The sequence below is a fragment of the Streptomyces sp. CY-1 genome, assembly GCF_047218265.1.
GTDB lineage: Bacteria > Actinomycetota > Actinomycetes > Streptomycetales > Streptomycetaceae > Streptomyces > Streptomyces niphimycinicus.
Map to the genome: position 1 here is coordinate 9,549,970 of NZ_CP178393.1, position 20,351 is coordinate 9,570,320.

Here is a 20,351-nt window from a genome sequence, read left to right on the forward strand (position 1 = left end):
CTCACACTCCGCCCCGACACCACCGCGGGGACTGGAGCGGTGTACCCCGACGGCGGGGGTGCCATGCCCTCTCCACGGCCGAGGCCGAGGAGGAGGCCGAGGAGGAGGCCGAGAGGAGGCCGAGGCGCGGGGTCAGGTGTCCGGGGTGATGTCATGCCAGATGTTCCGGGCCTGGATCAGCAGGGTGCCCAGGCCAGCGGTCCGCGTCCGCGGTCCGCGGCCCGCTCAGCCCGTGGCCAGCAGCAGCGTCCCGACCAGGGCGAGTCCGGCGCCCGTCGCCTGGACCACGCGCAGCCGCTCGCCGAGCAGTCCGCGGGCGGCGAGTGCGGTCACCACGGGGTAGAGGGAGGCGAGCACCGCGGCGACGGTGACCGGGCCGTGGTGGGCGGCGAGGTTGTACGTGCCGTTCGCGGCCACGTCGGCGAGGCCCACGAAGGCGAGCGCGGGCAGCGATGCCCACACCACGCCCATCCCGCCCTCGGGCAGCCCGGGGTTTCCGCGCCGCACGGAGAAGAGGAGCGCGGAGCCGCCGACCGCCACATTGCACACCCGCTGGACGAACAGCGCGAGGAAGAGCCCGGTCAGGGTGGACGACGCCTCGGCGATCAGCGCCATCACCGAGCCGAAGCCCAGCGCGGCGACCAGGGTGAGCAGCAGCGTCTGCCGCTGGACGGGCGCACCGCCGGTCTGCGGACCGCTCGCCAGGACCACGCCCGCGACCGCCACCACGACCCCCGAGACCTGGAGCAGCCCGGGACGCTCGCCGAGCACCAGAGCGACGCCGAGGGGCACGATGACCCCGCCGAGCGCGCCGAGCGGGGAGACGACGCCCATCGGGCCGAGCGCGAGGGCGCGGTAGAAGGACAGCATCGCGGCCGGGCCGACCACACCGGCCGCCGCCGCGAACCACAACTGCGGGCCCGCCTCGGACCAGCCGCCGGTGGCCACCACGATGGCGCCGAGGACGGTAACCGCGATGATCTGGGAGGCGACGACCACGGTGAGCGCGGGTGTGCGCCGGGTGAGCAGCCCTCCGCCGAAGTCGGCCAGCCCCCAGAGCAGGCTGGTGGCAAGAGCGAAGAGCGCGGACATGGTGAAACCTCGCCGTACAGTGTGGTGGACGTGGGAGTACAGCCCACAGTAGTTCACTGCACTCGACTACGCCATTCACTATTTTGGACGGACCGGATCGTGACGGACCTCGATCAGCTCACCCAGTCGCTCGCCCGCAACCTCAAGCGGTGGCGCAATGAACGCGGCTTCACCCTCGATGCCCTCGCGGCCCGCGCCGGGGTCAGCCGGGGCATGATCATTCAGATCGAGCAGGCCCGTACGAATCCGAGCGTGGGCACCACGGTCAAGCTCGCGGACGCGCTCGGCGTGAGCATCACCACCCTGCTCGACTACGAGCACGGGCCGCGGGTGACCTTCGTCCCGCCCGAGCAGGCGGTGCGGATGTGGTCCACCGAAGCGGGCAGCTATACGGCGCTGCTCGTCGGCACCGAGGCGGGCGGTCCGCTGGAGATGTGGGGATGGCGGCTGATGCCCGGCGACGAGAGCGCCTCCGATCCGCATCCGTCCGGCACGGTCGAGCTGATCCATGTGACGGCGGGCGAGCTCACCCTGGTGCTCGGCGGCGAGGCGCACACCGTCCCGGCCGGCACCTCCGCGGCTTTCGAGGCGAACACCCCGCACACCTACCGCAACGAGGGGGCGGCGCCGGTGGAGATGACCATGGCCGTGTCGGTACCGCCCGCCCGCTGACGCCATCCGCCCCTTCGTCCCCCGCACGGCCTGCTAGTTTGACGGCATGAGTACGCCGATGGATGCCTTCGACGACGTCCGGCCCGCCGTCGAGTGCCTGGACCTGCTGACCGCCCCCGTCGCCGAGGCGCTGCGCGACTGGCGTGGCTCGGAGCCGGTGGAGCAGGTGCTGTTCGTGGACACGGACCCGGACAAGGCCGACACCGCCACGCTCGTCGAGAACTACGGCCCCTGGCTGCTGGAGCAGTCCGCCAACTGCGTCGTCGTCGCGGGCAAGCGCGGCGGTGAGACCACCCTCGCCGCCTGTCTGGTCCTGGCCCACACCCGCGCGGACGTCAACGGCGTGGTGCGCCGCCATCTCGGCGCACGCAAGGCGTCGTTCGCCCCGATCGACACGGCGACGGGCGAAAGCGGCATGGAGTTCGGCGGCATCACCCCGATCGGCCTGCCCGCCACCTGGCCGCTCCTGGTGGACTCCGCCGTCGCCGACATCCCCTACGCGCTCATCGGCAGCGGCAGCCGACGCGGCAAACTCATCGTCCCGGGCAAGCTGCTGGGCGCCCTGCCGGGCGCGGTGGTCCTGGAGGGCCTGGGCGCCCCTGGCGCCTGAACCCGTCCGCACTGGCGACCCCGGCAGGGGCTGTTTGCGTGGGTCAGGACGCTAACCCTGACCGCTTCGCCATGGCCAGGAGGTCCCGGCGGCTGCGCTGGTGCATGGTCCACAGAACGCGCAGCACCTCCCGCGCCATCGGGTGGATCTCCGCCATCTGCGGGGCGACCCGGAAGGCTTGCTTCAGCGCCTCCTCCGCGCCGACGAGATCCTTCGTCGCGAGACGAGCGCGGGCGGCGTCGATGGCCAGTCGGCCGATGCGCGACGGCTTGAGACCTGCGGGAGGCGTCGTCAACAGCGGTGTCGCGACCTCCGCCGCCTTGTCCGGCTGGCCGAGTTCGATGCGGGCGGCCAACTCGTACAGCGCTGTGTTGCCGGGGCCGAACGTCAGATTGTGCTGAAGGACGTCAGGGCCGGTGATCCGCTCGGCGAGTGCCGTTGCCCGACGGACATGGTCCGCGGTGGCAGCCTTGTCCTCATGTCTGGACGCCAGGACGACGCCGCGCAGATGCAGCGAGCCCAGATGGACGACCCGCTCCAGGTCGTCGCCCGGAGCCAGCTCGTAGCGAACGATGGCGCGTTCAATGATCGCCAACCCGTCGGAGTACTCGCCGGCCGACTGGTACGTCCCCGCTTCGTTCCACGCGGCAGCCGCCTCGGCCGAAGGGTTCCACGTCTGATGGGCCGCCCACTGCTGACGGCTGACGATCATGTCCGCCAGGTCAGGCTGGCGAAACCGATGGGCGCAGGCGTACGCGCAGCTATAGACGTCAGCAACTTGCCCCCACGCCGTGGCGTCGCCGTCGCTCTCCATGGCCGTCGCGGTGACCTGGCCGAGCAGTCTGGGGAGGAGCTGGAGCAACTCCAGGTAGTTCGTGTCCGCCCGAAGCCGGGCGGCACGCTGGAGCGAGGCAGCGAGTTCACTGGGTGGCGGAACGTCCTCGCGCGGCAAGGTGTGGCGGCGGACGACGGTGCGAAGAGCGTCCATCAGCTCGTGTTGCTTCGACGGATCGCTGAACGGATCGCCGTAGACCCTGGCCGTTGTCACGCGCAGCGCGGAGGCCGCGGAGGCGACGAGGGGCGGAGTCGCCGGGCGCAGCCCTGTCTCGATCTTGCTCAGATACGACAGGGAGATCCCCATCTGTCGGGCCAGGCTGGCTTGACTCGTCCCGCGGACTTTCCGGAGTACCGCGATGTTCTCACCGGCTGACGGTGCGCTGTGCATAGGTCCACTGTCGCACGCCAATTCGCCTGCGTCCTTGCCACGAACGGCTTCTGACGGTCTGTTGTGCAAGCTTTGTGTCAACTGATCACGAGCCACCCGCAGTTATCTGGTCACACAGGGGAAACAAGTGACCGGGAGCCGCGATGACCACTCACGACGAGCCAAGGACCCTCGTATTCATCTACGACCGGGAGGAGACGACGCAGACGGATCGGCTGAACACGCGCATTGCCCTCTGCCGAGCCTTCGCCGCCCAGATGAATTGGGAGGTGGTCGGCCAGTGGGTTGATCGCGGAGATGCTGCCGTATCCGAACGCCGCCCGTTCTGGCAAGGCATGATCGCCGCGATGCGCCATGAAGGCCGGGGTCGGCGCTTCGTATGTCTCGTGGCGAGTTGGGAGCGCATTGCCTACGACCCGGTCACCAGTGACAGGCTGCGGCAGCTCGTGAGCAATATCGACGGGGTGTGCGTAGCGGTCGACGACGCGGCCGGTGAGGTGCAGCCCAGGTCGGAACCTGCGGCCATCCGTGGCGTCGACGCGAACGGCAAGCCGCGTACCTGACTGGCTTCCTCGTCCCTCATCCACCAGAGCCCCTGCCTGTCGTGGTGCTGGAACGCCAGGGCGGGCAGGAAGCGGTCCGGGATTGCCTTGGTCGGCTCCGTCCCGGGCCGTGGCCTCCGCTCCGATTCCCGTTGTGTGGCGAGTGGAGGAGCGGGGGCCGCACACAGCTTCGCCCCAGTCGCGTGCTTGGAGGCCAGTGACCAGGGCGAGGGCAGCACACCACGCACAGAAGCGCACCACGCACAGAGAAGAGGCACGCGCATGAATCACGGTACAGCTCTGCTGTCCGACGAGGACCGAGCGGCCGTCGTCGACACGGTCATGGTCAACAACCCCGACATGGCGCCGCAACAGGTGCGGCGGCAAGGGTGTCGTTCCGTAGACCATCGGCTCCGACGGCGACCCCGTCCGTGCGCTTCCCTCGTGGCGCCGGGCGGGGTCGTGGCCCGCGCGTCCCAGGCGGGCGGGACGGCGCGGGTCGGTTCGGGGGTTTACCGTTAAGTCCTTAACTGTTAGCGTTCGAGGCATGGACCAGTCGGAACGCGCTCCCACCAGTCCGCTCGAACGGCTCAAGGTCATCAACTGGGCTCAGGTGCGGGCCGGACAGGATTGGATTCGCTCCCGGGGACTCACCTTGCAGCAGGCATTTGTGCTCAGCTACCTCGCCGACAACCCCGGTGCCATCCAGCGCGATATCGCGCGGGCGACGCGTACGACCGCGGCGAATGTCTCGGGCGTCTTGCGTGGACTCGAAGCGCGGGGTCTCGTTGAACGCCGCTTCGAAGACGGCGATGAGCGCAGCAAGCGCGTCTTCGCCACCGATGCCGGCATTGAACTCATCGCTGGACATGAGGAGGCGATGATCGCTGTGGACGAGTCGATCCTCGCGCCGCTCACCAGGTCGGAGCGAGCCGCTCTCCAGGCGCTGCTCGACAAGATCACCGCTCATCTGCCGAACCCGGGCGACTCGTAACGCGCTCGGCCGAGACGCCAAAACCACTTCCCATTCCCCCGTGCCGGCATCGGCCGACACGCGCTCGAACCTGCCCGGACAAGCGTGCCCAGCAAGCAAAGGTGCCGTCACCATGACGCAAGCAGACCAGACACTGACCATGGTCCGAGAGGTGTGCGCCCTCGGACGTGTCGAGTTCGAACGACCGCACACCGCCGAGGGCGACCCCGACGCCGGGCGTGCGCTCGTACAGGGACTGCACGCGATCGAGCCGGGCGGTGGGCCCAGTGACATCTCCCTGTCACTCGAGCTGTTGGCGCCCCGCGCCCCGTACTTCGACCAGCTCGTGCTGGACGCTGTCGCGACGGGGATTCCCCAGGTCGTCAACCTCGGTGCCGGCTACGATGACCGCGCCTTGCGGTTCCGGCATTCCGGCGTGCGGTTCTTCGACCTCGACCTGCCCGACATCGTCGCCGACAAGGCTCGTCGGCTCGAAGCAATGGACACCGAGACCACGCACGTCACCCTGGCCGCAGTGGACTTCGGCACCGACGATGTCGCCGAGGTGCTGGCCCGCGCCGGACACGACGCTCGGCGGCCGACCCTCTTCATCGCCGAACATCTTGTTCTGTTCCTCGAACCGGACGACGTCGAGCGGCTCCTCGCCGGGGTCTCCGGCCGTGCCGCGAGCAGGAGCGCCCTGGCCATCACCGCCGAAGTGCATCCTGTCGGCCTCGACTCCGGCCTCGTCGTGTCGACTGTGGACGACGTGATGTTCGGCGGTGCCAGTCCCCTGCGCACGATCCAATCCCGCGACGCCTGGCTGGCACTCTTCAAGCGGAACGGATGGCAGATCGAGGGCGCTGACGAGGTGACGGCAGCCGATCACTTCGAGCTTCCCGTAGGCGGCCAGTCCATCCCGATCCAGACGCAATTCCTCACCGCGACAGTGTGACGCCTGCGCGCCCTGGGTAACGCGGAACTCCAAACATCGGCAGTACGGCGGTGCGCTCAGCCCAGCCGGGGGATTTCGATGGCCGGGCAGCGGTCCATCACCAGGGCGGGCCCGGCGGCGCGGGTGCGCTCGTACGCGGCCTCGTCGATGACGTCGAGCTGGAACCAGACGGCCTTGGCGCCGATGGTGACGGCTCCGTCGGCGACCGGGCCCGCTCCGGGTTTCCGGCAGTGTAAGCACCCCGCCGAATTTCCGGCCGATCGCCCGTAGTGGGCGAACGCGTCACTGAGCCCGGTCGGCTTCGAAAGGATTCGAAACAGGACACGGACGCGATGCCTTCGCAGCCGTCCGCGTCCACGCGGGCGTAACAGTCATCGGCTGCGCCGTCCGTGTCCGCTCGGATCGAGGCCCGCCTACCGATAACCCGGCGCCAACCACCGGTGAACTCCGTACAACCAGCTCCGCCTTTCGACGGTCACACCAGATAACCCGCACCCGTCGACCGAGTGGGAGCCTCCGTGCCACACAGATGCCGCGTCCTGACGTACGCCATCGCAGCCGGTGCTGTGGCCACCGCCGGGTTGGTGTTCCCGTCCGGCGCCACCGCTGCCGCGCCCCGTACCGCCACGAGCGACTTCAACGGCGACGGCTACGCGGACCTCGCTGTCGGCGTCCCGGATGGGACCGTCGGCGGCCAGGCCAAGGCCGGGTACGTGAACGTCGTCTGGGGTGGGCCGAAAGGCGTCGGCGCCTACGGAAGCATCCGTGTCACCCAGGCCACTCCCGAGGTTCCCGGCACCCCGGAGGCGGGCGACCGCTTCGGCGCGTCCGTGGCCCTGGTGGACCTCAACGGCGACGGCATCGCGGAACTGCTCGCCGGTGTCCCCGGCGAGGACGTCACCGACCGCGGTACGGACGCAGGCATGGTCATCGCCATAGGGGGCTCGACGGACGAGCCGGGACCGGGGGCGACGGTCCTGACCGGGCCGTCGCCGTCGGCTGCGTACGGCAAATCGGTCGCGGCAGCCGAGCTGACCGGCGACGACAACAAGGAGATCGTGATCGGCGGCACGGACAAGGTCGTCGCTCGTGTCATCCAGGGTGAAGACAGCATGATCACCACCATCGTCGCCGCCCCGATGGGCGGCCGCGCCCCCGTCCTGGCCACTGGCGACTTCGACAGCGACGGCACGGCGGACCTGGCCGTGGCGTACTGGACCGCGGGCAACCCCAACACGCAGTCTCACGTGCGCCTGTGGAAGTGGGACGCCGACCGGTCCGAGATGGCCAACTTCTGGAACACGGACAACGCCGGCGTGACCGCCCTGGCCGCCGGCGACTTCGACGGCGACGGCCACGACGACCTGGCCCTCGGCGAGTGCCGTGAGATCGCCGACGAGAACATCGACGACCCCTGCGGCCCCGAAGAACTCGCCAAGGGCGGCGGCATCCACCTCCACTACGGAAGCCCCGCGAGCGGCTCGTTCGGCAGCCGCACCCAGACTCTCAACCAGGACACGGCGGGTGTCCCGGGCGTGGCCGAGGACGGCGACCGCTTCGGCGCCGCCCTCGCGGTCGCCGACGTCAACCGCGACGGCCGCGACGACCTGATCGCGGGCGCTCCTGGTGAGGCCATCGGAAGCAGAGCGGGGGCGGGCGCCGCCTGGCTGCTCTCCGGCAGCGCTCAGGGCCTGCTCGACGCAGGCGGCGCTGCCACATCCGTCTCCTGGAACCAGGACACGCCCGGTGTCCCAGGCGTCGCCGAGGCGGGCGACACCTTCGGCGCGGCGGTCGCCTCGGGTGACTGCAACGCCGACGGTGTACCGGATGTCACGGTCGGATCCCCCGGCGAGAATGCCTCCCTGGGCGCCGCATGGCTCTTCCGCAGCGGCTCGGCCGCCGGCTCGACGGCCTTCTCGCCCCGCACGCTCCGCCTCCCGTACCTGTCCACGGTTCAGAAGTACGGCAAGCCGCTGAGCAGCCGCTGAGCGCACGCTAGTCTCGCTACCACCGTTGGATGGCTTCAGGACTGTGGCAGGAGATCATGGAGGTTCTGGCGGACGAGAAGGCGACTCCGGTGCCCGCCGCTGGTGCTCTGCCATCCCTCCGCATCAGGTGCCATCCCATTTCGTATGGAATGCGCGCCGTGAATGTCCTCAGCCCAGTCGTGGAATCTCAATGGCGGGACAGCGGTCCATGACCATGGCGAGCCCGGCGGCGCGGGTGCGTTCGTACGCGGCCTCGTCGATGACGTCGAGCTGGAACCAGACGGCCTTGGCGCCGATGGCAACGGCCTCATCGGCGACCGCGCCCGCCAGGTCACTGTTGACGAAGACATCCACGACATCGAATTCGAACGGAATTGCGGAGAGTGTCGGGTATCCCTGCTCGCCATGCACCGACTCGGCTTTGGGATGTACGGGTATGATCCGTTTGCCGTAGCGCTGGAGAACCCCCGCGACCCCGTAGGCCGCGCGCTGCTGGTTGGAGGACAGGCCGACTACCGCCCAGGTGTCTCCCAGCTCCGTGAGGATCTTGCGGACCGTCGCCGGATCGCCGTACATGCTTGCCTCCTGCGAGTGCGAGAGTCGCCCTGTCCGCAGCACAACAGAAACCGCATGCGAGGGATTCCCGGGCGCCGGGGTGATCGACGGAAACTTCATGGCTGGATCACCCTGTGCCGGTGGGAGCGCATGAGCCTGGGTAGAACTTGAAGCCCACGGGGTTGGCCCAGGCAGCCCAGCCCCGGGACACCGCCCACCAGCCGTCGGCAAGACAACGTGATCCGTTCTTTCACCTGCGCGGATGGCCTTTTCGGCACTCGCAACGTTCCGCCACGACATGGACAAGCGGCTCGACCTCCTGCCCGTCCCTGTACCCGGCCCTCGTCGAGCAGTGCTCAGCGCGCCGGACGGTAGGTCGCGATGATCACTCCGCTGCTGGTCGGCTGAGCGCTGACCAGCTCCAGCTTCTTCAGGGTGGCGTCGTCGGCGAACAGCTTCTTGCGGCCCTCGCCGGCCACCACCGGGTGGATCAGCAGTACCAGTTCGTCCAACAGGTCCTGTTCCAGAAGCGAACGCACCAGCGTGGGGCTGCCCGCGACGGTGATGTCCTTCCCCTCGCCCGACTTGAGCTCCTCGATCGCGGCCGGCAGATCGCCGTTGATCAGCGTGCTGTTCGCCCAGTCCTCCACGCTGTCCAGCGTGGAGGAGACGACGTACTTGGGCGAATCATTGATCCACTTGGCGAAGCCGGCGTCCTCGCCGTCGGTCACCGTCGGCCAGTACCCGGCCCACTCGGTGAAGGTCGCCCGGCCCAGCAGAATCGTGTCGGCCGTCTCCAGCGTCTTTCCCAGCGCCGCGCCCATCTCCTCGTCGAAATCGAACTGCCACTCGTTCGGCGACTGGGCGACACCATCGAGCGAGACGAACAGACCCGAAACAACCTTGCGCATGATTCCTCCGTGATGAGTTCGGGGTCGTCTGCCCGGTCCCGGCCGAATAGCGCTCCGGGCGGGGCGGGCCGACCCCGTCGGCTACGTCAGGAAGACTATGCGGGCACCGGGGAGGAGGGCTTGTACAGAAGCGACAGCGGCTCCGCCCGGCCCGGAGCACTCAGCTCAGTGGCGGTCCGGCCGATGAACCGGGTCAGGGACCGCGCCAGGTGCGGCTGGTCGAAATAGCCCAGATGGTGCACGACGTCCTGCGCCGGCACCCCCTCCTGGATCAGAACCGCCGCCTCGCGGGCACGGTGGATCTGCCGGATGGCACCCCGGGTGAGGCCCGTCGCCGCGACGAAACGCCGCTGGAGGGTCCGCTCGGAGACATCGGGGGCCGCGCCGCCGAGCACCGCGGGCACGATCGGGTCGCAGTCCACGATGCCCTCACGCACCATGCGCCGCACGAACGCCTCCGCGTTGTCGTAATCGGGCACGTGCCAGGCGGAACCCTTCAGCCACACGGAGCGCCGCGTCACGTCGGGGATCTCCGCGCTGCCGCCCACAAGCCGGCTGATCGGCACGTGAGGCATCGAGGTGCCGAGAGCGAAGCTGATACCGAAGAACGTGGCGTCCTTGGGAACGGGAGCCAGACAGGCCCTGGGCTCCGGGCCCAGCACGGCCGCCTGCACCTGGCCGTCGTGCTCCCAGAAGACAAGCTCCCAATGCGACGCCGCGATCGACGTCATCCGGCCAACCGCGATGCTGCGGCTGCGCCATACCCTCTCGATGGACGGCAACTCCGACGGCCGACTCTCGATCTCCAGACCCAACCGGATCGCCCCCGTTCACCGCCGCCTGCGCCGCCTGCGCCGCCAGTGTGTCACGTCGCACGGACGGCCAAAGCTCGTGCGAGACGCGCGGGCGGTCAGCGCATCACCGCTGTTCAGGAGGCCGGCGTAGACCTCTGCCGGAGTGCGATAGCCATGGGTCCTGCGCGGACGGTGGTTGAGTTCGTGGGCGATGTCGTCCGGGTCGGCCTGACTGAACGTGCGAAGGTCCGCGCCCTTGGGCAGGTACTGGTGGAGCGTTCCGCCGAGCCGGTCTCGTCTGTGGACTTCCAGGTGGGTGGGCTGGGCTTGTTGGGGGATGGGTGCGGGTAGTGGGCGGCATGGGGCGGCGTTTTTCAGTCCCCGGTCGGATGTGCGCCGGCGCCCAGAATCCTGATGCGACGGGTGCTGTGCTCGATGACGGCGAAGGCGTACAGGCGCGCTCCGGTCAGCGTGCGGACTTCGAAGAGATCGCAGGCGAGAAGGGCCTCGGTCTGGCCGCGGAGGAAGTCGGCCCAGGTGGTGTTCTGCCGTTCGGGTGCGGGTGGGATGCCGTGCTCGCGGAGGATCTCCCGGACGGTGGAGGCGGCGACGTCGATCCCCAGCGCGGCGAGTTCGCCGTGGATCCGGCGATATCCCCACGAGGCATTTTCCCTGGCCAGACGCAGGACGAGGGCACGGATCGAGCAGCGTCCTGGGCCGTCCCTGGTCGGCTTCGGAGAGCGGGCGCAGACGGAGGCGTGGTGTGGTGAGCACTGGCCTCAGCCCGACGGGTGGCGGATCACGTCCGCTGTGTGCCGTCGCCTGGCTCCACTCATCAGGCCCCCTTGGCATCGATCATCCAGGGAGCCGGGAGGCGTTCTACCGGCGGACCGCCGAGATCAGTCCGCCGGGCCCCTCCTCGCGCTGCGGCGGGGTGCTGATCGGACGGCCGTAGGCGGCGGCGCGCTCGCGCAGGGTGTGGCTGTCGGCGTCCCAGCCGTGCCCGGCCAGCCAGCCCACCGGGTCGTCGGGCATCTCCGAGACCCACATGGACGCCGCCGATCCCGGCGCGGCGTCCGCGCCGAAGCGCTCGATCACGCCGCGCGAGCCCAATGTCAGCCCCATCCGACTGCCTGCCGCCGACTGCGTGCTGATCCGGGCCAGCAGTAGCTCCACCGCGTCGTCGGGCAGATAGATCAGTAGTCCTTCGGCGATCCACGCGGTCGGCACGGTCGGGTCGTGCCCTGCGGCGGCCAGCGCGCCCGGCCAGTCCTCGCGCAGATCCACCGCGACGGTGATCCGCTCGCAGCGTGCGACGGCCCGCTCCTGGCGCAGTACCGAAGCCTTGAAGTCCAGTGGCGCGGCAGTGTCGACCTCGAACAGCCGGGTGCCCTCGGGCCAGTCGATTCGGAAGGCCCGGCTGTCCATGCCGGCGCCGAGCAGTACGACCTGCCGGACTCCGGACGCGGCTGCCTGCCGCAACAGGTCGTCGAGGAACTTCGTCCTGATGACGATGGAGAACGACACGGCCAGTCGGCGGCGTCGCGCCGCTTCGTCATCGGGCGGCGGCGAGGAGGGCCACAGGCCGCCGGCGGTGGCGAATGCCTGTGCCAGTGGGTCGCGGAACAGCGCGTTCTCCCGCTCGGTCTCCAGCGCCCGCACCCTGGCCACCCCCACCGCCGTGGCCCACACTCCCGACGGCCGCACCCGCTCCTGCTCATCAGTCACCGTGCCAGCCTAGATGTTCGATTCGCGAGCATCCGTCGGCAGGGTGACTCCCTGGACGCCCCGATCGGTCAGGATCGTGCGGCGGTGCTCGCGGTCCGCTCCACCGCGCGGCTGATCCGGTGGGGCGACGCGGGGGATCAGCCGAACCGGAGGCACGGGTCAGTGGTCCTTCAGCAGAAGGTGCAGCAGCGTCACGACACCGACGCCGACCAGGAGAGCGGTGCCGAAGGAAGGATGTTCGAATGCGACGTACACAGAGCCACCGCCCGCCAGCAGCAACAGCGCTGTCCGCTGGTCCATCTGACCGTCCATGAGCAAGCCCTCCCAAGTGGTGCGCCCGCGCGTGGTTTTCAGCGGGCTCCTGCCATGGAGAGGGCGCATCGACGGAGTCATTACGCGGGTTTCTCGCGCACGGTCTCGGGCTCGTTTCCGCTCGCGGCCTCCCGTAGACGGTCCACTTCGGCCGTGAGTTCTTCCACGCGGCGGTGCAGCGCCTGGACGCACACCAGGGCGACGCCGAGGCCGTCGACGACGGGGATTCTGGTGTCGTCCTGGTTGAAGCCGAAGGCGGCGTGCCAGTCCTGGGCCATCGGTCCGAGGTGACGCACGCTTTCGGGCTCCCAGTGGTAGCGCCAGGTGCTGACGGGCGGCGCGGCCACGGTCCGCAGGACCGCGTAGCCGTTGACCGCGCCGACCGGGGCCACACCGCCGCTCTCCCGTGCCTCGGCCGAAGGCCGATGCGGGGCGCCGCGGTCAGCCGCCCAGGACCGCAGACGGAAGAACCGCACCCCTACCGGCTCCAGTCGACCGCCGGCGGCGTAGAAATGGACCTGCGCGCCGCGGACGGGCTGTCCGGTGACGGCGTCGACGACGGTCGCGCTGATGTTCTCCAACTGCATCTGCGTGACGTTCAAAGAGCCCTGACCGGCGGCAATGTTGACCGGCTTCAAAGCGGGACTGACACTCCGGACCGGCCCGGTCATGGCCGCGTACGCACCGTCGAAGTCGATGCTCAACAGCGTCACGGCACAGTACGCCCGCCGCCTCGCCGACACGAACGTCATCGTGAACGCCGCCTGCCCCGGCTATGTAGCGACCGACTTCACCGGCTTCAACGCGCCGCGGACACCCGAGCAGGGCGCCGCGACAGCGATCCGGCTCGCCACCCTGCCGGACGACGGGCCGCGCGGCGGCTTCTTCGACGACGGGGGTGTCGTGCCCTGGTGACCTGACGGGCCGATGTGCCGCTTGCCGCTTGCCGGGGGCCGGGGGCCGGCCAGAGTGTCAACCCCGACGAAGGTCAGGTACTCGTCCTCGCCGTTCGCCAGAGGTGGCGGGCCTTCGCCGTTCCTACGGTCACTGGCCATGGAATCAAGGACGCGATACGGCTTCGGCCGTCGGCTGTCGGCCTCGGCGGCGCTGTGTGCCGCCGGGGCGGGAGCGGTGAGGTGGCTGTCGCCCGGTGGGCTGGGCGACGCGGATCGGAAGGAGGTCACGGGCGGCGCCTCGGTGTCGGTGTACCGCGAGGTGACCGATGTGGTGGCCGGGGCGCCCTCGTGGGCGGGGGCGCTGCTGGAGGTGGCCACCGCGGGCACGCTGGTGGCGCTGGGGCTGCTGCTGCTGTGGACGGGGTGGTCGGCCTTCCGGCGGGCGGACGCCTCCGGTGCGGCCGGGGCCGTCCTCACCGGTATCGGCACCGTGGCCGCCTACGCGGCCAGCGAGGCGGTGAAGCTGGTGGTGGACGAGGAGCGGCCGTGCCGGGCGGTACGGGGAGTCGCGGCGTCGGCGGAGTGTCCCGAGGCGGGGGACTGGTCGTTTCCGAGCAACCACGCCACCCTGGCCACCGGGATCGCGGTCGGGCTGACGGTGCTCAGGCCCCGGCTCGCCGCCGTGGCGCTGCCGTTGGCGGGGGTGGCGGCGCTGCTGCGGGTGGCGGTGGGGGTGCACTATCCGCACGATGTGGCCGCCGGTGCGCTCCTGGCCGCCGCCGTGGTGGTGGCGACGCTGATCGTGGCGAGCCCTCCGGCCGCGCGGGCGGTGTCAGCGCTGTTCGGACGCCGGTGGGGGAAGGATTCCGGCCTCATGGGCCACCACGGCGGCGGCCGCCCGGTTCTCCACGCCCAGCCGGGCCAGGATCGAGCTGACATGGGCCTTGACCGTTCCCTCCACCACATGGAGCCGACGGGCGATCTGACCGTTGGACAGCCCGCCGCCGAGGAGGGCCAGCACCTCGCGCTCCCGGGCGGTCAGGGCGCCGACCCGCTCGCGGGCGGCGGTGCGGCGGTCGGCCAGGGCCGCCGCGCCACCGGAGGCGAGATGCGCCACCACGCGGGCGGCGACCTTCGGTGACAGATAGGCGGCGCCATCGGCCACCGCGCGCACCCCCGCGATCAGCTCCTCCGGTTCACCGGACTTGATGAGGAAGCCCGTGGCACCACCGCCCAGCGCCCGCAGGATGTAGTCGTCCTCGCCGAAGGTGGTCAGCATGATGACGCCGGTGTCCGGCGCCGTCCGGTGGATCTCCCGGGCGGCCTCGATCCCGCCGGTGCCGGGCATGCGGATGTCCAGCACCGCCACCCGGGGGCGGTGGCGGTGCACCAGCTCCACCGCCTGGCGGCCGTCGCCGGCCTCGGCGACCACGGTGATGTCCGGATCGGTGGTGAGCACCGCCCGGATGCCCGCGCGGATCATCGGCTCGTCGTCGGCGATCAGGACCCGGATCATCGGACGCCCTTCCCGGTGAAGGCGTCGGCGGTCACCAGGGTGCCGTGCCGGAAGCACAGCCGGTACACGTCCCCGGACCGGTCGTCGAAGGGATCGGCCGTCATCGCGTAGTACTCGCAGACAAGACCGGCTCCCCTCGGTTCGGCCGCCGTCGGCCGGTGGCCGGTCTGGCGCCCGGGCAGATACTCCGCGATCCGGTCACGGTCCTGTCCGATGCGCAGCCGGGCGTAGTCGTCCGGGGCCAGCACCGACTGCCGGGCCCTCAGGGTGTCCCACACCCGCAGTGTCCCGATCAGCAGGGCGCCCGCGACCAGGGGCACCATGAGGGCCGCGACCAGGGTGCGGCCGAGCCGGCGGCGGGCGCGCCGGTGGTCATCCGCCACCGCGCCGTCCGGGTTGCCGGGAACGTCCGGGGCGCCCCCGCTGCGCGGGGCGTCCGTGCCGTACGGGGCCTGCGGGGCGTCCGTGCCGTGAAGGGTGCGCGGCGTGGCCTGCGCCGTACGTCGCGCCACGGGGTTACGGGGAAACGTGGCGCGGACCGCGAAACCGCCCGACTCGGCGCCGTAGCCGAACGTGCCGCCCGCGAGCCTGACGCGCTCGTCCAGGCCGATCAGACCGAAGCCCGCGCCGCCCGAGCGGAGGGGGACGACGGTGGGCGCGGGGCCGTTCGCCACCCGGACCTCGGTTTCCGCCGCCGTATGCCGGACCCGTACGGCCGCCTCCGCGCCGGGCGCGTGCTTGGCCACATTGGTCAGCGCTTCCCGCACCACACGGTGCACGGCGCGCTCCACGTCCGACGGCAGTTCGCCGGGCTCGCCGTCGATCCGCAGCCGGACCGTGAGCCCCGCCGCCGACGCCCGCTCCACCAGCTCCGCCACCCCGTCGCAGCCCGGCTCCGGCGGCGCGCCGTCCGGCTCCTGGCGCAGTACGCCGATCACCTCGCCGAGCCGGTCCACGGCGGCCGCCGCCCTGGCCCTGATGTCCCGGGCGGCCTCCCGGTGGCCGTCCGCCAGCCCGGGCGCCAGCTTGAGGGCCCCGGCCGAGAGGGCGATCAGACTGAGTTCGTGGCCCAGGACATCGTGCATGTCCTGGGCGATACGGGCCCGTTCCCGCAGCCGGGCCTGCTCGGCGATCAGCCGCTGCTCGCGCTCCAGCCGCGCGGCCCGCTCCCACCCCGCCCGGACCAACTCCCGGTACTGACGGCAGAACCGCCCCACGAACCACGGCAGTACGACCGCCCCCGCCACCACCGCCACGAAGCGGTCGGCCCACGTGATTCAGGACGGCACCGCGGCGACCGCCACCACAACGCCCGCGACCACCCCGGTCAGCCCCACCGCCGTGGCCCATGTCCGCCCGGGCCGCCACCCCGCCATGAACGCGCACAGCGCCGTGGGCACCACCCACCACAGACTGACCACGCTCAATCCGGCGGCGGCGACGGTGGCCGCGAGCGGAAGGTGTCCGGTCGAGCAAGCCCCCGGGCGGCTCAAGAAGGCCCCCGGTCGGCGGCCGATGAATCCGGTTCTGTGTGTCGTCATGTCCCCCACCTGCGTGATCAGCCGACTCGCAGAGGTGACCTTATGAAAACCGTGGACCGGCGGACACTGCCGAAAGACCAATCCCCATCTGCGCACGCCGCACGGCATCCGGCCGACGCCCAGGAGACGCATGCTGGTTATAGGGGCGGAAGCGGAGGGAACCCGACTCATGCGCTCGGCAATCATGAACCGCCGACCGCGACCGACCGAGGGGGCGGAAGGAGAGGAAGAGACCATGCCCGCAGGATCCAGCCGTAAGCGTGAGCGGCAGTACGAGCACATCAAGGAAAGCGCCGAGCAGCGCGGCGCCTCCACCGGCCGGGCGAAGGAAATGGCCGCCCGTACGGTGAACAAGGAGCGCGCCCGCGCGGGCGAGTCCAAGTCCGCCGGCAAGACCTCGACAAAGGACCCGAAGTCCGCGCCGCAGCGTGGCGGCCAGCGCTCCGGCAGCCGGACGGGCCCCAAGGGCCCGACGCGCGACCAGCTCTACAACGAGGCGAAGCAGCGCGGCATCGAGGGCCGCTCGAACATGACCAAGGATGAGCTGGCCAAGGCCCTGGGCCGCTGACCCGGATACGCCGCACCTTTCCGCGGTGCGCCGCCCTCCCCGCGAAACAGCGGGGCGGGGCGGGGCCGGGCGGGACATACGCATGACCAGCGCACCCGGGCCGGGACATAAGCTGGCCCGATGCAGGAGCGGTACCGGACGGTCGCGCGCGAGGGCGTGCACGAGATCGAGATCAACAGATCGCGCTTCCTCTGCACGCTCGCGCCCGCCGCGACCGAGCAGGAGGCGCAGGACGTCATCCAGCGCATCAGGAAGGAGCACCCCACCGCCACCCACAACTGCTTCGCCTACGTCATCGGCGCGGACGGCGGTGTGCAGAAGGCGAGCGACGACGGGGAGCCGGGCGGTACGGCCGGGGTGCCGATGCTCCAGATGCTGCTGCGCCGCGAGGTCCGGTACGCGGTGGCCGTCGTCACCCGCTACTACGGGGGCGTGAAGCTCGGCGCGGGCGGTCTGATCCGGGCGTACGGCGGCGCGGTCGGCGAGGCGCTCGACGCGCTGGGCACCGTCACCCGGCAGCGGTTCCGGCTGGTGACCGTCACCGTCGACCACCAGCGGGCCGGAAAGCTGGAGAACGATCTGCGGGCCACGGGGCGGGCGGTCCGGGAGGTGCGCTACGCCGAGGCCGTGACCATCGAACTGGGCCTGCCCGAGGCCGATGTGGACGCCTTCCGCGACTGGCTGGCGGACGCCACCGCAGGCACCGCCGCATTGGAGCTGGGCGGCGAGGCGTACCAGGACGCGTAAGGACGGCCCTGGCCTACGCCGGTGAGCGCACCGAGGGCGGGGACGGAGCGGACTCCGGTGTGCTCCGGTCGCTCCGCACTCTCCGGGGCAGGCCGATTCTGGACGGGCGGCCCTGGGCTGGGCGGCCCTGGCCCGCGCGGGGCGCGGGCCGCAGCCGGATCGCGGCGTCGAGGCCGCCGCCGGGTGCCCGGGCCAAGGTGGCCTCCCCTCCGCTCGCATGGGCGAGCCGCTGCACCAGCGACAGCCCCAGGCCGGTGCCGCCCTTCGGGGCGTCCGGCGCGCGCCAGAAGCGGTCGAAGGCGCGGCGGCGCTGATCGGCGGTCATGCCGGGCCCCTCGTCGATGACATGCAGTTGGATCCAGGCGGGCCGCGCGGGGAGATGGCGCCGGTCGGGGGCCGTACAGCGCAGCACGATGGTGACGGTGGAGCCCAGGGGCGTGGCACGCAGCGCGTTGGAGAGCAGATTGTCCAGGATCTGCTCCATGGCTCCGGGCACCGCGAGCGCATGGCCGGCCGGGTCGCCGAGCAGGGCGAGATGGGCCCCGTGCCGTTCGAAGAGCGGGGTCCAGGTGTGCAGGCGCTCGGCGCACACCTGGTCCAGGTCGACCGGTTCGGGGGTGACGGCGCTCTCCTCCATCCGTGCCATCGCCAGCAGCCCCTCGACCATCCGGGCCAGCCGGTCGGTCTCGGTCATCGCGGCGTTGAGGCTGTCCCGGGCGTGTCCGGTCATCTCCGCCTCCAGGTTGTCCAGCCGCAGTCGCAGCGCCGCCAGCGGCGTCTTGAGCTGGTGGGACGCCTCGGCGGCGAAGGCGCGCTGGGAGGCCAGCAGATGTTCCAGCCGGGCGGCGGTCTGGTTGAACGTGGCGGCGAGGCTGCGCACCTCCTGCGGGCCGGAGGTCACCGGGGCGGGCGTGGTGAACTGTCCGTCGGCCAGCCGGTGCGCGAACCGCTCCAGCTCCAGGATGGGGCGGCTGGTCCAGCGCGCGAACACCAGCCCCACGGCGGCGATGGCCGTAAGGACCGCGAGCCCGCCCACGGCCAGCAGCAGCCAGATCCGGTGGACGCGGGACTCCACCGCGTCCGTGGGCACGGTGAGGCGCACCGCGCCCTGGAGAACGTCGCCGTGGACGACGGGGGCGGCGACCGAGAGATAGCGGACGCCGCCGATGGTGGAGGTCCGGACGTCGATCGCGTCCCGGCCGCGCAGGGCGGTGGCGATCTCGGGGCGCGACGCCAGGTTCCGCGACTCCGTGGCGGACAGCGCATGCGAGGTCGCCAGCAGCTTGCCGTCGCCGCCGACGATGACCACCCTGCCGCGGATGCGCTCGGCGCAGTGCCGCGCCCGGTGCGGCAGTTCGCGCCGCTCCCGGCCCGCCGTGATCGACAGCGAGGCGAACGCGGACACCGACTCGGCCTCGTCCTCCGCCGAGGAGATGATCTGCTCTCTCTCGGCTCTGCTGTAGACGTAGCCCAGCGGTATCCCCAGGCTCAGCAGGATCAGAACGGCGAGGCTCAGATACCCGAGCAGCAGACGTCGGGTCACGGCCGGGCGGCCTCCGGGACTCCCGGCATCCCGGACGGAACCCCCGAAGGGACTCCCGGGTGGACGGCGAGACGGAAGCCCACCCCGCGCAGGGTCTGGATCCAGGCCGGATCGCCCAGCTTGCGGCGCAGAGTGGCTACATGCACATCCAGCGTCTTGGTCGGCCCATGGAAGTGGGGGTCCCAGACGCGGTCGAGGATCTGCTGACGCGAGTACACGGCGCCGGGATCCTCGGTGAGCAGGGCCAGCAGCTCGAACTCCTTGGGGGTGAGGGTGACGGGTGTGCCCCCCACCCACACCTGACGGGTCCGGCGGTCCACGACCAGCGGCTCCTGTTCCCGGGGCGGCGGTTGCACGGCGGCTGACGCGGGTGCGGCGGGGGGAGTGGCGGTGAGGGCCGGGTCGGCGGCGGTGGCCGTGGTGGTGGCGGTGGCGGTGCGCTGGGTACGCCGGGTCACCGCGCGGATCCGGGCGATCAGCTCCCGCATGCTGAACGGTTTCGCCAAATAGTCGTCCGCGCCCAGCTCCAGCCCCAGGACACGGTCGGCCTCCTCACCCCGCGCGGTGAGCATGATGATCGGCACGTCCGACACCTGCCGGATGCGGCGGCAGACGTCGATGCCGTCCATGTCCGGCAGTCCCAGGTCGAGCAGAACGATGTCCCCGTACGGCCCCTCCAGCCCGGCAGCTCCTGTGCCGACATGACCGACCATCAGTCCATACCGCCCCAGTCCCTCGACGAGGGGCTCGGCGATCGTGTCGTCATCCTCGATGAGCAGCGCTCGTACGGTCATGGGGACCTGTGTACCTCAATGCCGGAATGGATTTCTGGTTTTTGTAATGTTGCGAGTGCGGGTCCGAATATTGGAGAAGAACTTGTCATGCTCTAGTGTTCGTTTAGCCTTCGCCTGGTACAGCCCTCCCTACGGTGATTCGCATCTGGTTCAACCACCCGTCAGGGAGGCATGATGAGGGCTCTGCTCGAACACGCCCGCTCGTTCCGGCGCCGTGCCGATTTCGGCCATGGCGAATACCGGGAACTGGCCGACGGACAATTTCCCGAATTCCGGCTGCGTAACGCGGACAAGGAACTCGATCTCGATAGCGACGGCGACGTCCGGGCACGGTCATGACGAGTGGACGACATGCCCGTGGCCGGATTCAGCCCGTTTCATCGCCGTCC

22 protein-coding genes and 4 pseudogenes are annotated in these 20,351 nt (G+C 70.7%); 11 read left to right on the forward strand and 15 right to left on the reverse strand.

Features of this window, described 5'->3' with window-relative positions:
• Positions 1-225: 225 nt before the first annotated feature.
• Positions 226-1,092: an EamA family transporter gene (locus tag ACK1X7_RS41095; protein WP_385152022.1), complete on the reverse strand. Its 867-nt coding sequence runs from the start codon at positions 1,090-1,092 to the stop codon at positions 226-228.
• 99 nt (positions 1,093-1,191) lie between these two features.
• Between ACK1X7_RS41095 and ACK1X7_RS41100 the strand changes: the two genes are divergently transcribed.
• Positions 1,192-1,764 carry a helix-turn-helix domain-containing protein gene (locus tag ACK1X7_RS41100; RefSeq protein ID WP_216341196.1) on the forward strand — a complete coding sequence of 191 codons (573 nt, stop codon included), beginning with the start codon at positions 1,192-1,194 and terminating at the stop codon, positions 1,762-1,764.
• A 46-nt stretch (positions 1,765-1,810) separates the two neighbouring features.
• Complete coding sequence (locus tag ACK1X7_RS41105; RefSeq protein WP_385152025.1) at positions 1,811-2,374, forward strand: YbaK/EbsC family protein; 564 nt, start codon at positions 1,811-1,813, stop codon at positions 2,372-2,374.
• A gap of 43 nt (positions 2,375-2,417) precedes the next feature.
• Here ACK1X7_RS41105 and ACK1X7_RS41110 read toward each other — a convergent pair whose 3' ends face one another.
• Positions 2,418-3,599 carry a helix-turn-helix domain-containing protein gene (locus tag ACK1X7_RS41110; protein WP_385152029.1) on the reverse strand — a complete coding sequence of 394 codons (1,182 nt, stop codon included), beginning with the start codon at positions 3,597-3,599 and terminating at the stop codon, positions 2,418-2,420.
• A gap of 143 nt (positions 3,600-3,742) precedes the next feature.
• On the opposite strand from ACK1X7_RS41110, the gene ACK1X7_RS41115 reads away from it, so the two are divergent.
• The 3 genes from ACK1X7_RS41115 to ACK1X7_RS41125 all read left to right on the forward strand — a co-directional run bounded on the left by ACK1X7_RS41115 (position 3,743) and on the right by ACK1X7_RS41125 (position 6,069).
• A complete protein-coding gene (locus tag ACK1X7_RS41115) occupies positions 3,743-4,162 on the forward strand; it encodes a recombinase family protein (protein WP_385152032.1) in 420 nt (139 codons plus the stop codon).
• A 526-nt stretch (positions 4,163-4,688) separates the two neighbouring features.
• Positions 4,689-5,135: a MarR family winged helix-turn-helix transcriptional regulator gene (locus tag ACK1X7_RS41120; protein ID WP_413116462.1), complete on the forward strand. Its 447-nt coding sequence runs from the start codon at positions 4,689-4,691 to the stop codon at positions 5,133-5,135.
• A 40-nt stretch (positions 5,136-5,175) separates the two neighbouring features.
• Positions 5,176-6,069: a class I SAM-dependent methyltransferase gene (locus ACK1X7_RS41125; RefSeq protein WP_413116463.1), complete on the forward strand. Its 894-nt coding sequence runs from the start codon at positions 5,176-5,178 to the stop codon at positions 6,067-6,069.
• A gap of 56 nt (positions 6,070-6,125) precedes the next feature.
• Here the strand turns inward: ACK1X7_RS41125 and ACK1X7_RS41130 are convergent.
• A pseudogene (locus ACK1X7_RS41130) lies at positions 6,126-6,284 on the reverse strand (CoA-binding protein); the annotation flags it as partial.
• 303 nt (positions 6,285-6,587) lie between these two features.
• Between ACK1X7_RS41130 and ACK1X7_RS41135 the strand changes: the two are divergent.
• Positions 6,588-8,057 (forward strand): FG-GAP-like repeat-containing protein, encoded by a 1,470-nt coding sequence (locus ACK1X7_RS41135; protein ID WP_390795590.1) that lies wholly within the window; start codon positions 6,588-6,590, stop codon positions 8,055-8,057.
• Between the two features lie 168 nt (positions 8,058-8,225).
• Here ACK1X7_RS41135 and ACK1X7_RS41140 read toward each other — a convergent pair whose 3' ends face one another.
• From ACK1X7_RS41140 to ACK1X7_RS41165, 7 genes and pseudogenes are all read right to left on the reverse strand, one after another.
• The gene (locus tag ACK1X7_RS41140) at positions 8,226-8,633 is read right to left on the reverse strand and encodes a CoA-binding protein (protein WP_385152044.1); all 408 of its coding nucleotides are present in this window, start codon (positions 8,631-8,633) and stop codon (positions 8,226-8,228) included.
• 335 nt (positions 8,634-8,968) lie between these two features.
• Positions 8,969-9,523: a dihydrofolate reductase family protein gene (locus ACK1X7_RS41145; protein ID WP_413116464.1), complete on the reverse strand. Its 555-nt coding sequence runs from the start codon at positions 9,521-9,523 to the stop codon at positions 8,969-8,971.
• Between the two features lie 95 nt (positions 9,524-9,618).
• Entirely contained in the window at positions 9,619-10,254 is a 636-nt protein-coding gene (locus ACK1X7_RS41150) for a helix-turn-helix domain-containing protein (protein WP_398161615.1), read from the reverse strand.
• Positions 10,255-10,428: 174 nt separating this feature from the next.
• Positions 10,429-10,593 (reverse strand): annotated as a pseudogene (locus ACK1X7_RS48320) (IS30 family transposase); the annotation flags it as partial.
• Positions 10,594-11,196: 603 nt separating this feature from the next.
• Positions 11,197-12,009 (reverse strand): class I SAM-dependent methyltransferase, encoded by an 813-nt coding sequence (locus ACK1X7_RS41155; protein WP_385139664.1) that lies wholly within the window; start codon positions 12,007-12,009, stop codon positions 11,197-11,199.
• 195 nt (positions 12,010-12,204) lie between these two features.
• Positions 12,205-12,345 carry a hypothetical protein gene (locus tag ACK1X7_RS41160; protein ID WP_167543182.1) on the reverse strand — a complete coding sequence of 47 codons (141 nt, stop codon included), beginning with the start codon at positions 12,343-12,345 and terminating at the stop codon, positions 12,205-12,207.
• A 92-nt stretch (positions 12,346-12,437) separates the two neighbouring features.
• Entirely contained in the window at positions 12,438-12,944 is a 507-nt protein-coding gene (locus ACK1X7_RS41165; protein WP_413116465.1) for a tail fiber domain-containing protein, read from the reverse strand.
• A gap of 58 nt (positions 12,945-13,002) precedes the next feature.
• Between ACK1X7_RS41165 and ACK1X7_RS41170 the strand changes: the two are divergent.
• Positions 13,003-13,272, forward strand: a pseudogene (locus tag ACK1X7_RS41170) (SDR family NAD(P)-dependent oxidoreductase); the annotation flags it as partial.
• A gap of 138 nt (positions 13,273-13,410) precedes the next feature.
• Positions 13,411-13,995: pseudogene (locus ACK1X7_RS41175) on the forward strand (phosphatase PAP2 family protein); the annotation flags it as partial.
• A gap of 90 nt (positions 13,996-14,085) precedes the next feature.
• Here ACK1X7_RS41175 and ACK1X7_RS41180 read toward each other — a convergent pair.
• The 3 genes from ACK1X7_RS41180 to ACK1X7_RS41190 are packed head-to-tail and all read right to left on the reverse strand — an operon-like array spanning position 14,086 to position 16,310.
• Complete coding sequence (locus ACK1X7_RS41180) at positions 14,086-14,769, reverse strand: response regulator (protein WP_385139518.1); 684 nt, start codon at positions 14,767-14,769, stop codon at positions 14,086-14,088.
• Positions 14,766-16,025, reverse strand: coding sequence for a sensor histidine kinase (locus ACK1X7_RS41185; protein ID WP_413116466.1), 1,260 nt, complete (start codon positions 16,023-16,025; stop codon positions 14,766-14,768). Before ACK1X7_RS41185 ends, ACK1X7_RS41180 begins: the two co-directional genes overlap by 4 nt.
• A gap of 21 nt (positions 16,026-16,046) precedes the next feature.
• Positions 16,047-16,310, reverse strand: a complete 264-nt coding sequence (locus tag ACK1X7_RS41190; protein ID WP_385139527.1) for a hypothetical protein — start codon at positions 16,308-16,310, stop codon at positions 16,047-16,049.
• A 235-nt stretch (positions 16,311-16,545) separates the two neighbouring features.
• Between ACK1X7_RS41190 and ACK1X7_RS41195 the strand changes: the two genes are divergently transcribed.
• A complete protein-coding gene (locus ACK1X7_RS41195) occupies positions 16,546-16,878 on the forward strand; it encodes a plasmid stabilization protein (protein WP_216341209.1) in 333 nt (110 codons plus the stop codon).
• Between the two features lie 120 nt (positions 16,879-16,998).
• Complete coding sequence (locus ACK1X7_RS41200; protein WP_385139530.1) at positions 16,999-17,625, forward strand: YigZ family protein; 627 nt, start codon at positions 16,999-17,001, stop codon at positions 17,623-17,625.
• Positions 17,626-17,638: 13 nt separating this feature from the next.
• Here ACK1X7_RS41200 and ACK1X7_RS41205 read toward each other — a convergent pair whose 3' ends face one another.
• Together ACK1X7_RS41205 and ACK1X7_RS41210 are read right to left on the reverse strand one after the other, a co-directional pair.
• The gene (locus ACK1X7_RS41205) at positions 17,639-19,168 is read right to left on the reverse strand and encodes a sensor histidine kinase (protein ID WP_385139533.1); all 1,530 of its coding nucleotides are present in this window, start codon (positions 19,166-19,168) and stop codon (positions 17,639-17,641) included.
• Positions 19,165-19,962 (reverse strand): response regulator transcription factor, encoded by a 798-nt coding sequence (locus ACK1X7_RS41210; protein ID WP_385139536.1) that lies wholly within the window; start codon positions 19,960-19,962, stop codon positions 19,165-19,167. The genes ACK1X7_RS41205 and ACK1X7_RS41210 overlap by 4 nt, the downstream gene beginning before the upstream one ends.
• Positions 19,963-20,136: 174 nt before the next feature.
• On the opposite strand from ACK1X7_RS41210, the gene ACK1X7_RS41215 reads away from it, so the two are divergent.
• Positions 20,137-20,301: a hypothetical protein gene (locus tag ACK1X7_RS41215; RefSeq protein WP_385139539.1), complete on the forward strand. Its 165-nt coding sequence runs from the start codon at positions 20,137-20,139 to the stop codon at positions 20,299-20,301.
• The last annotated feature ends 50 nt before the right edge of the window (positions 20,302-20,351 follow it).

Bases quoted from the DNA above. Each gene is read 5' to 3' on its own strand.
- ACK1X7_RS41095 (WP_385152022.1), bottom strand. From the start codon at position 1,092: ATGTCCGCGCTCTTCGCTCTTGCCACCAGCCTGCTCTGGGGGCTGGCC.
- ACK1X7_RS41105 (WP_385152025.1), top strand. From the start codon at position 1,811: ATGAGTACGCCGATGGATGCCTTCGACGACGTCCGGCCCGCCGTCGAG.
- ACK1X7_RS41110 (WP_385152029.1), bottom strand. From the start codon at position 3,599: ATGCACAGCGCACCGTCAGCCGGTGAGAACATCGCGGTACTCCGGAAA.
- ACK1X7_RS41115 (WP_385152032.1), top strand. From the start codon at position 3,743: ATGACCACTCACGACGAGCCAAGGACCCTCGTATTCATCTACGACCGG.
- ACK1X7_RS41120 (WP_413116462.1), top strand. From the start codon at position 4,689: ATGGACCAGTCGGAACGCGCTCCCACCAGTCCGCTCGAACGGCTCAAG.
- ACK1X7_RS41140 (WP_385152044.1), bottom strand. From the start codon at position 8,633: ATGTACGGCGATCCGGCGACGGTCCGCAAGATCCTCACGGAGCTGGGA.
- ACK1X7_RS41145 (WP_413116464.1), bottom strand. From the start codon at position 9,523: ATGCGCAAGGTTGTTTCGGGTCTGTTCGTCTCGCTCGATGGTGTCGCC.
- ACK1X7_RS41150 (WP_398161615.1), bottom strand. From the start codon at position 10,254: ATGACGTCGATCGCGGCGTCGCATTGGGAGCTTGTCTTCTGGGAGCAC.
- ACK1X7_RS41160 (WP_167543182.1), bottom strand. From the start codon at position 12,345: ATGGACCAGCGGACAGCGCTGTTGCTGCTGGCGGGCGGTGGCTCTGTG.
- ACK1X7_RS41165 (WP_413116465.1), bottom strand. From the start codon at position 12,944: ATGCAGTTGGAGAACATCAGCGCGACCGTCGTCGACGCCGTCACCGGA.
- ACK1X7_RS41180 (WP_385139518.1), bottom strand. From the start codon at position 14,769: ATGATCCGGGTCCTGATCGCCGACGACGAGCCGATGATCCGCGCGGGC.
- ACK1X7_RS41190 (WP_385139527.1), bottom strand. From the start codon at position 16,310: ATGACGACACACAGAACCGGATTCATCGGCCGCCGACCGGGGGCCTTC.
- ACK1X7_RS41195 (WP_216341209.1), top strand. From the start codon at position 16,546: ATGCCCGCAGGATCCAGCCGTAAGCGTGAGCGGCAGTACGAGCACATC.
- ACK1X7_RS41200 (WP_385139530.1), top strand. From the start codon at position 16,999: ATGCAGGAGCGGTACCGGACGGTCGCGCGCGAGGGCGTGCACGAGATC.
- ACK1X7_RS41210 (WP_385139536.1), bottom strand. From the start codon at position 19,962: ATGACCGTACGAGCGCTGCTCATCGAGGATGACGACACGATCGCCGAG.
- ACK1X7_RS41215 (WP_385139539.1), top strand. From the start codon at position 20,137: ATGAGGGCTCTGCTCGAACACGCCCGCTCGTTCCGGCGCCGTGCCGAT.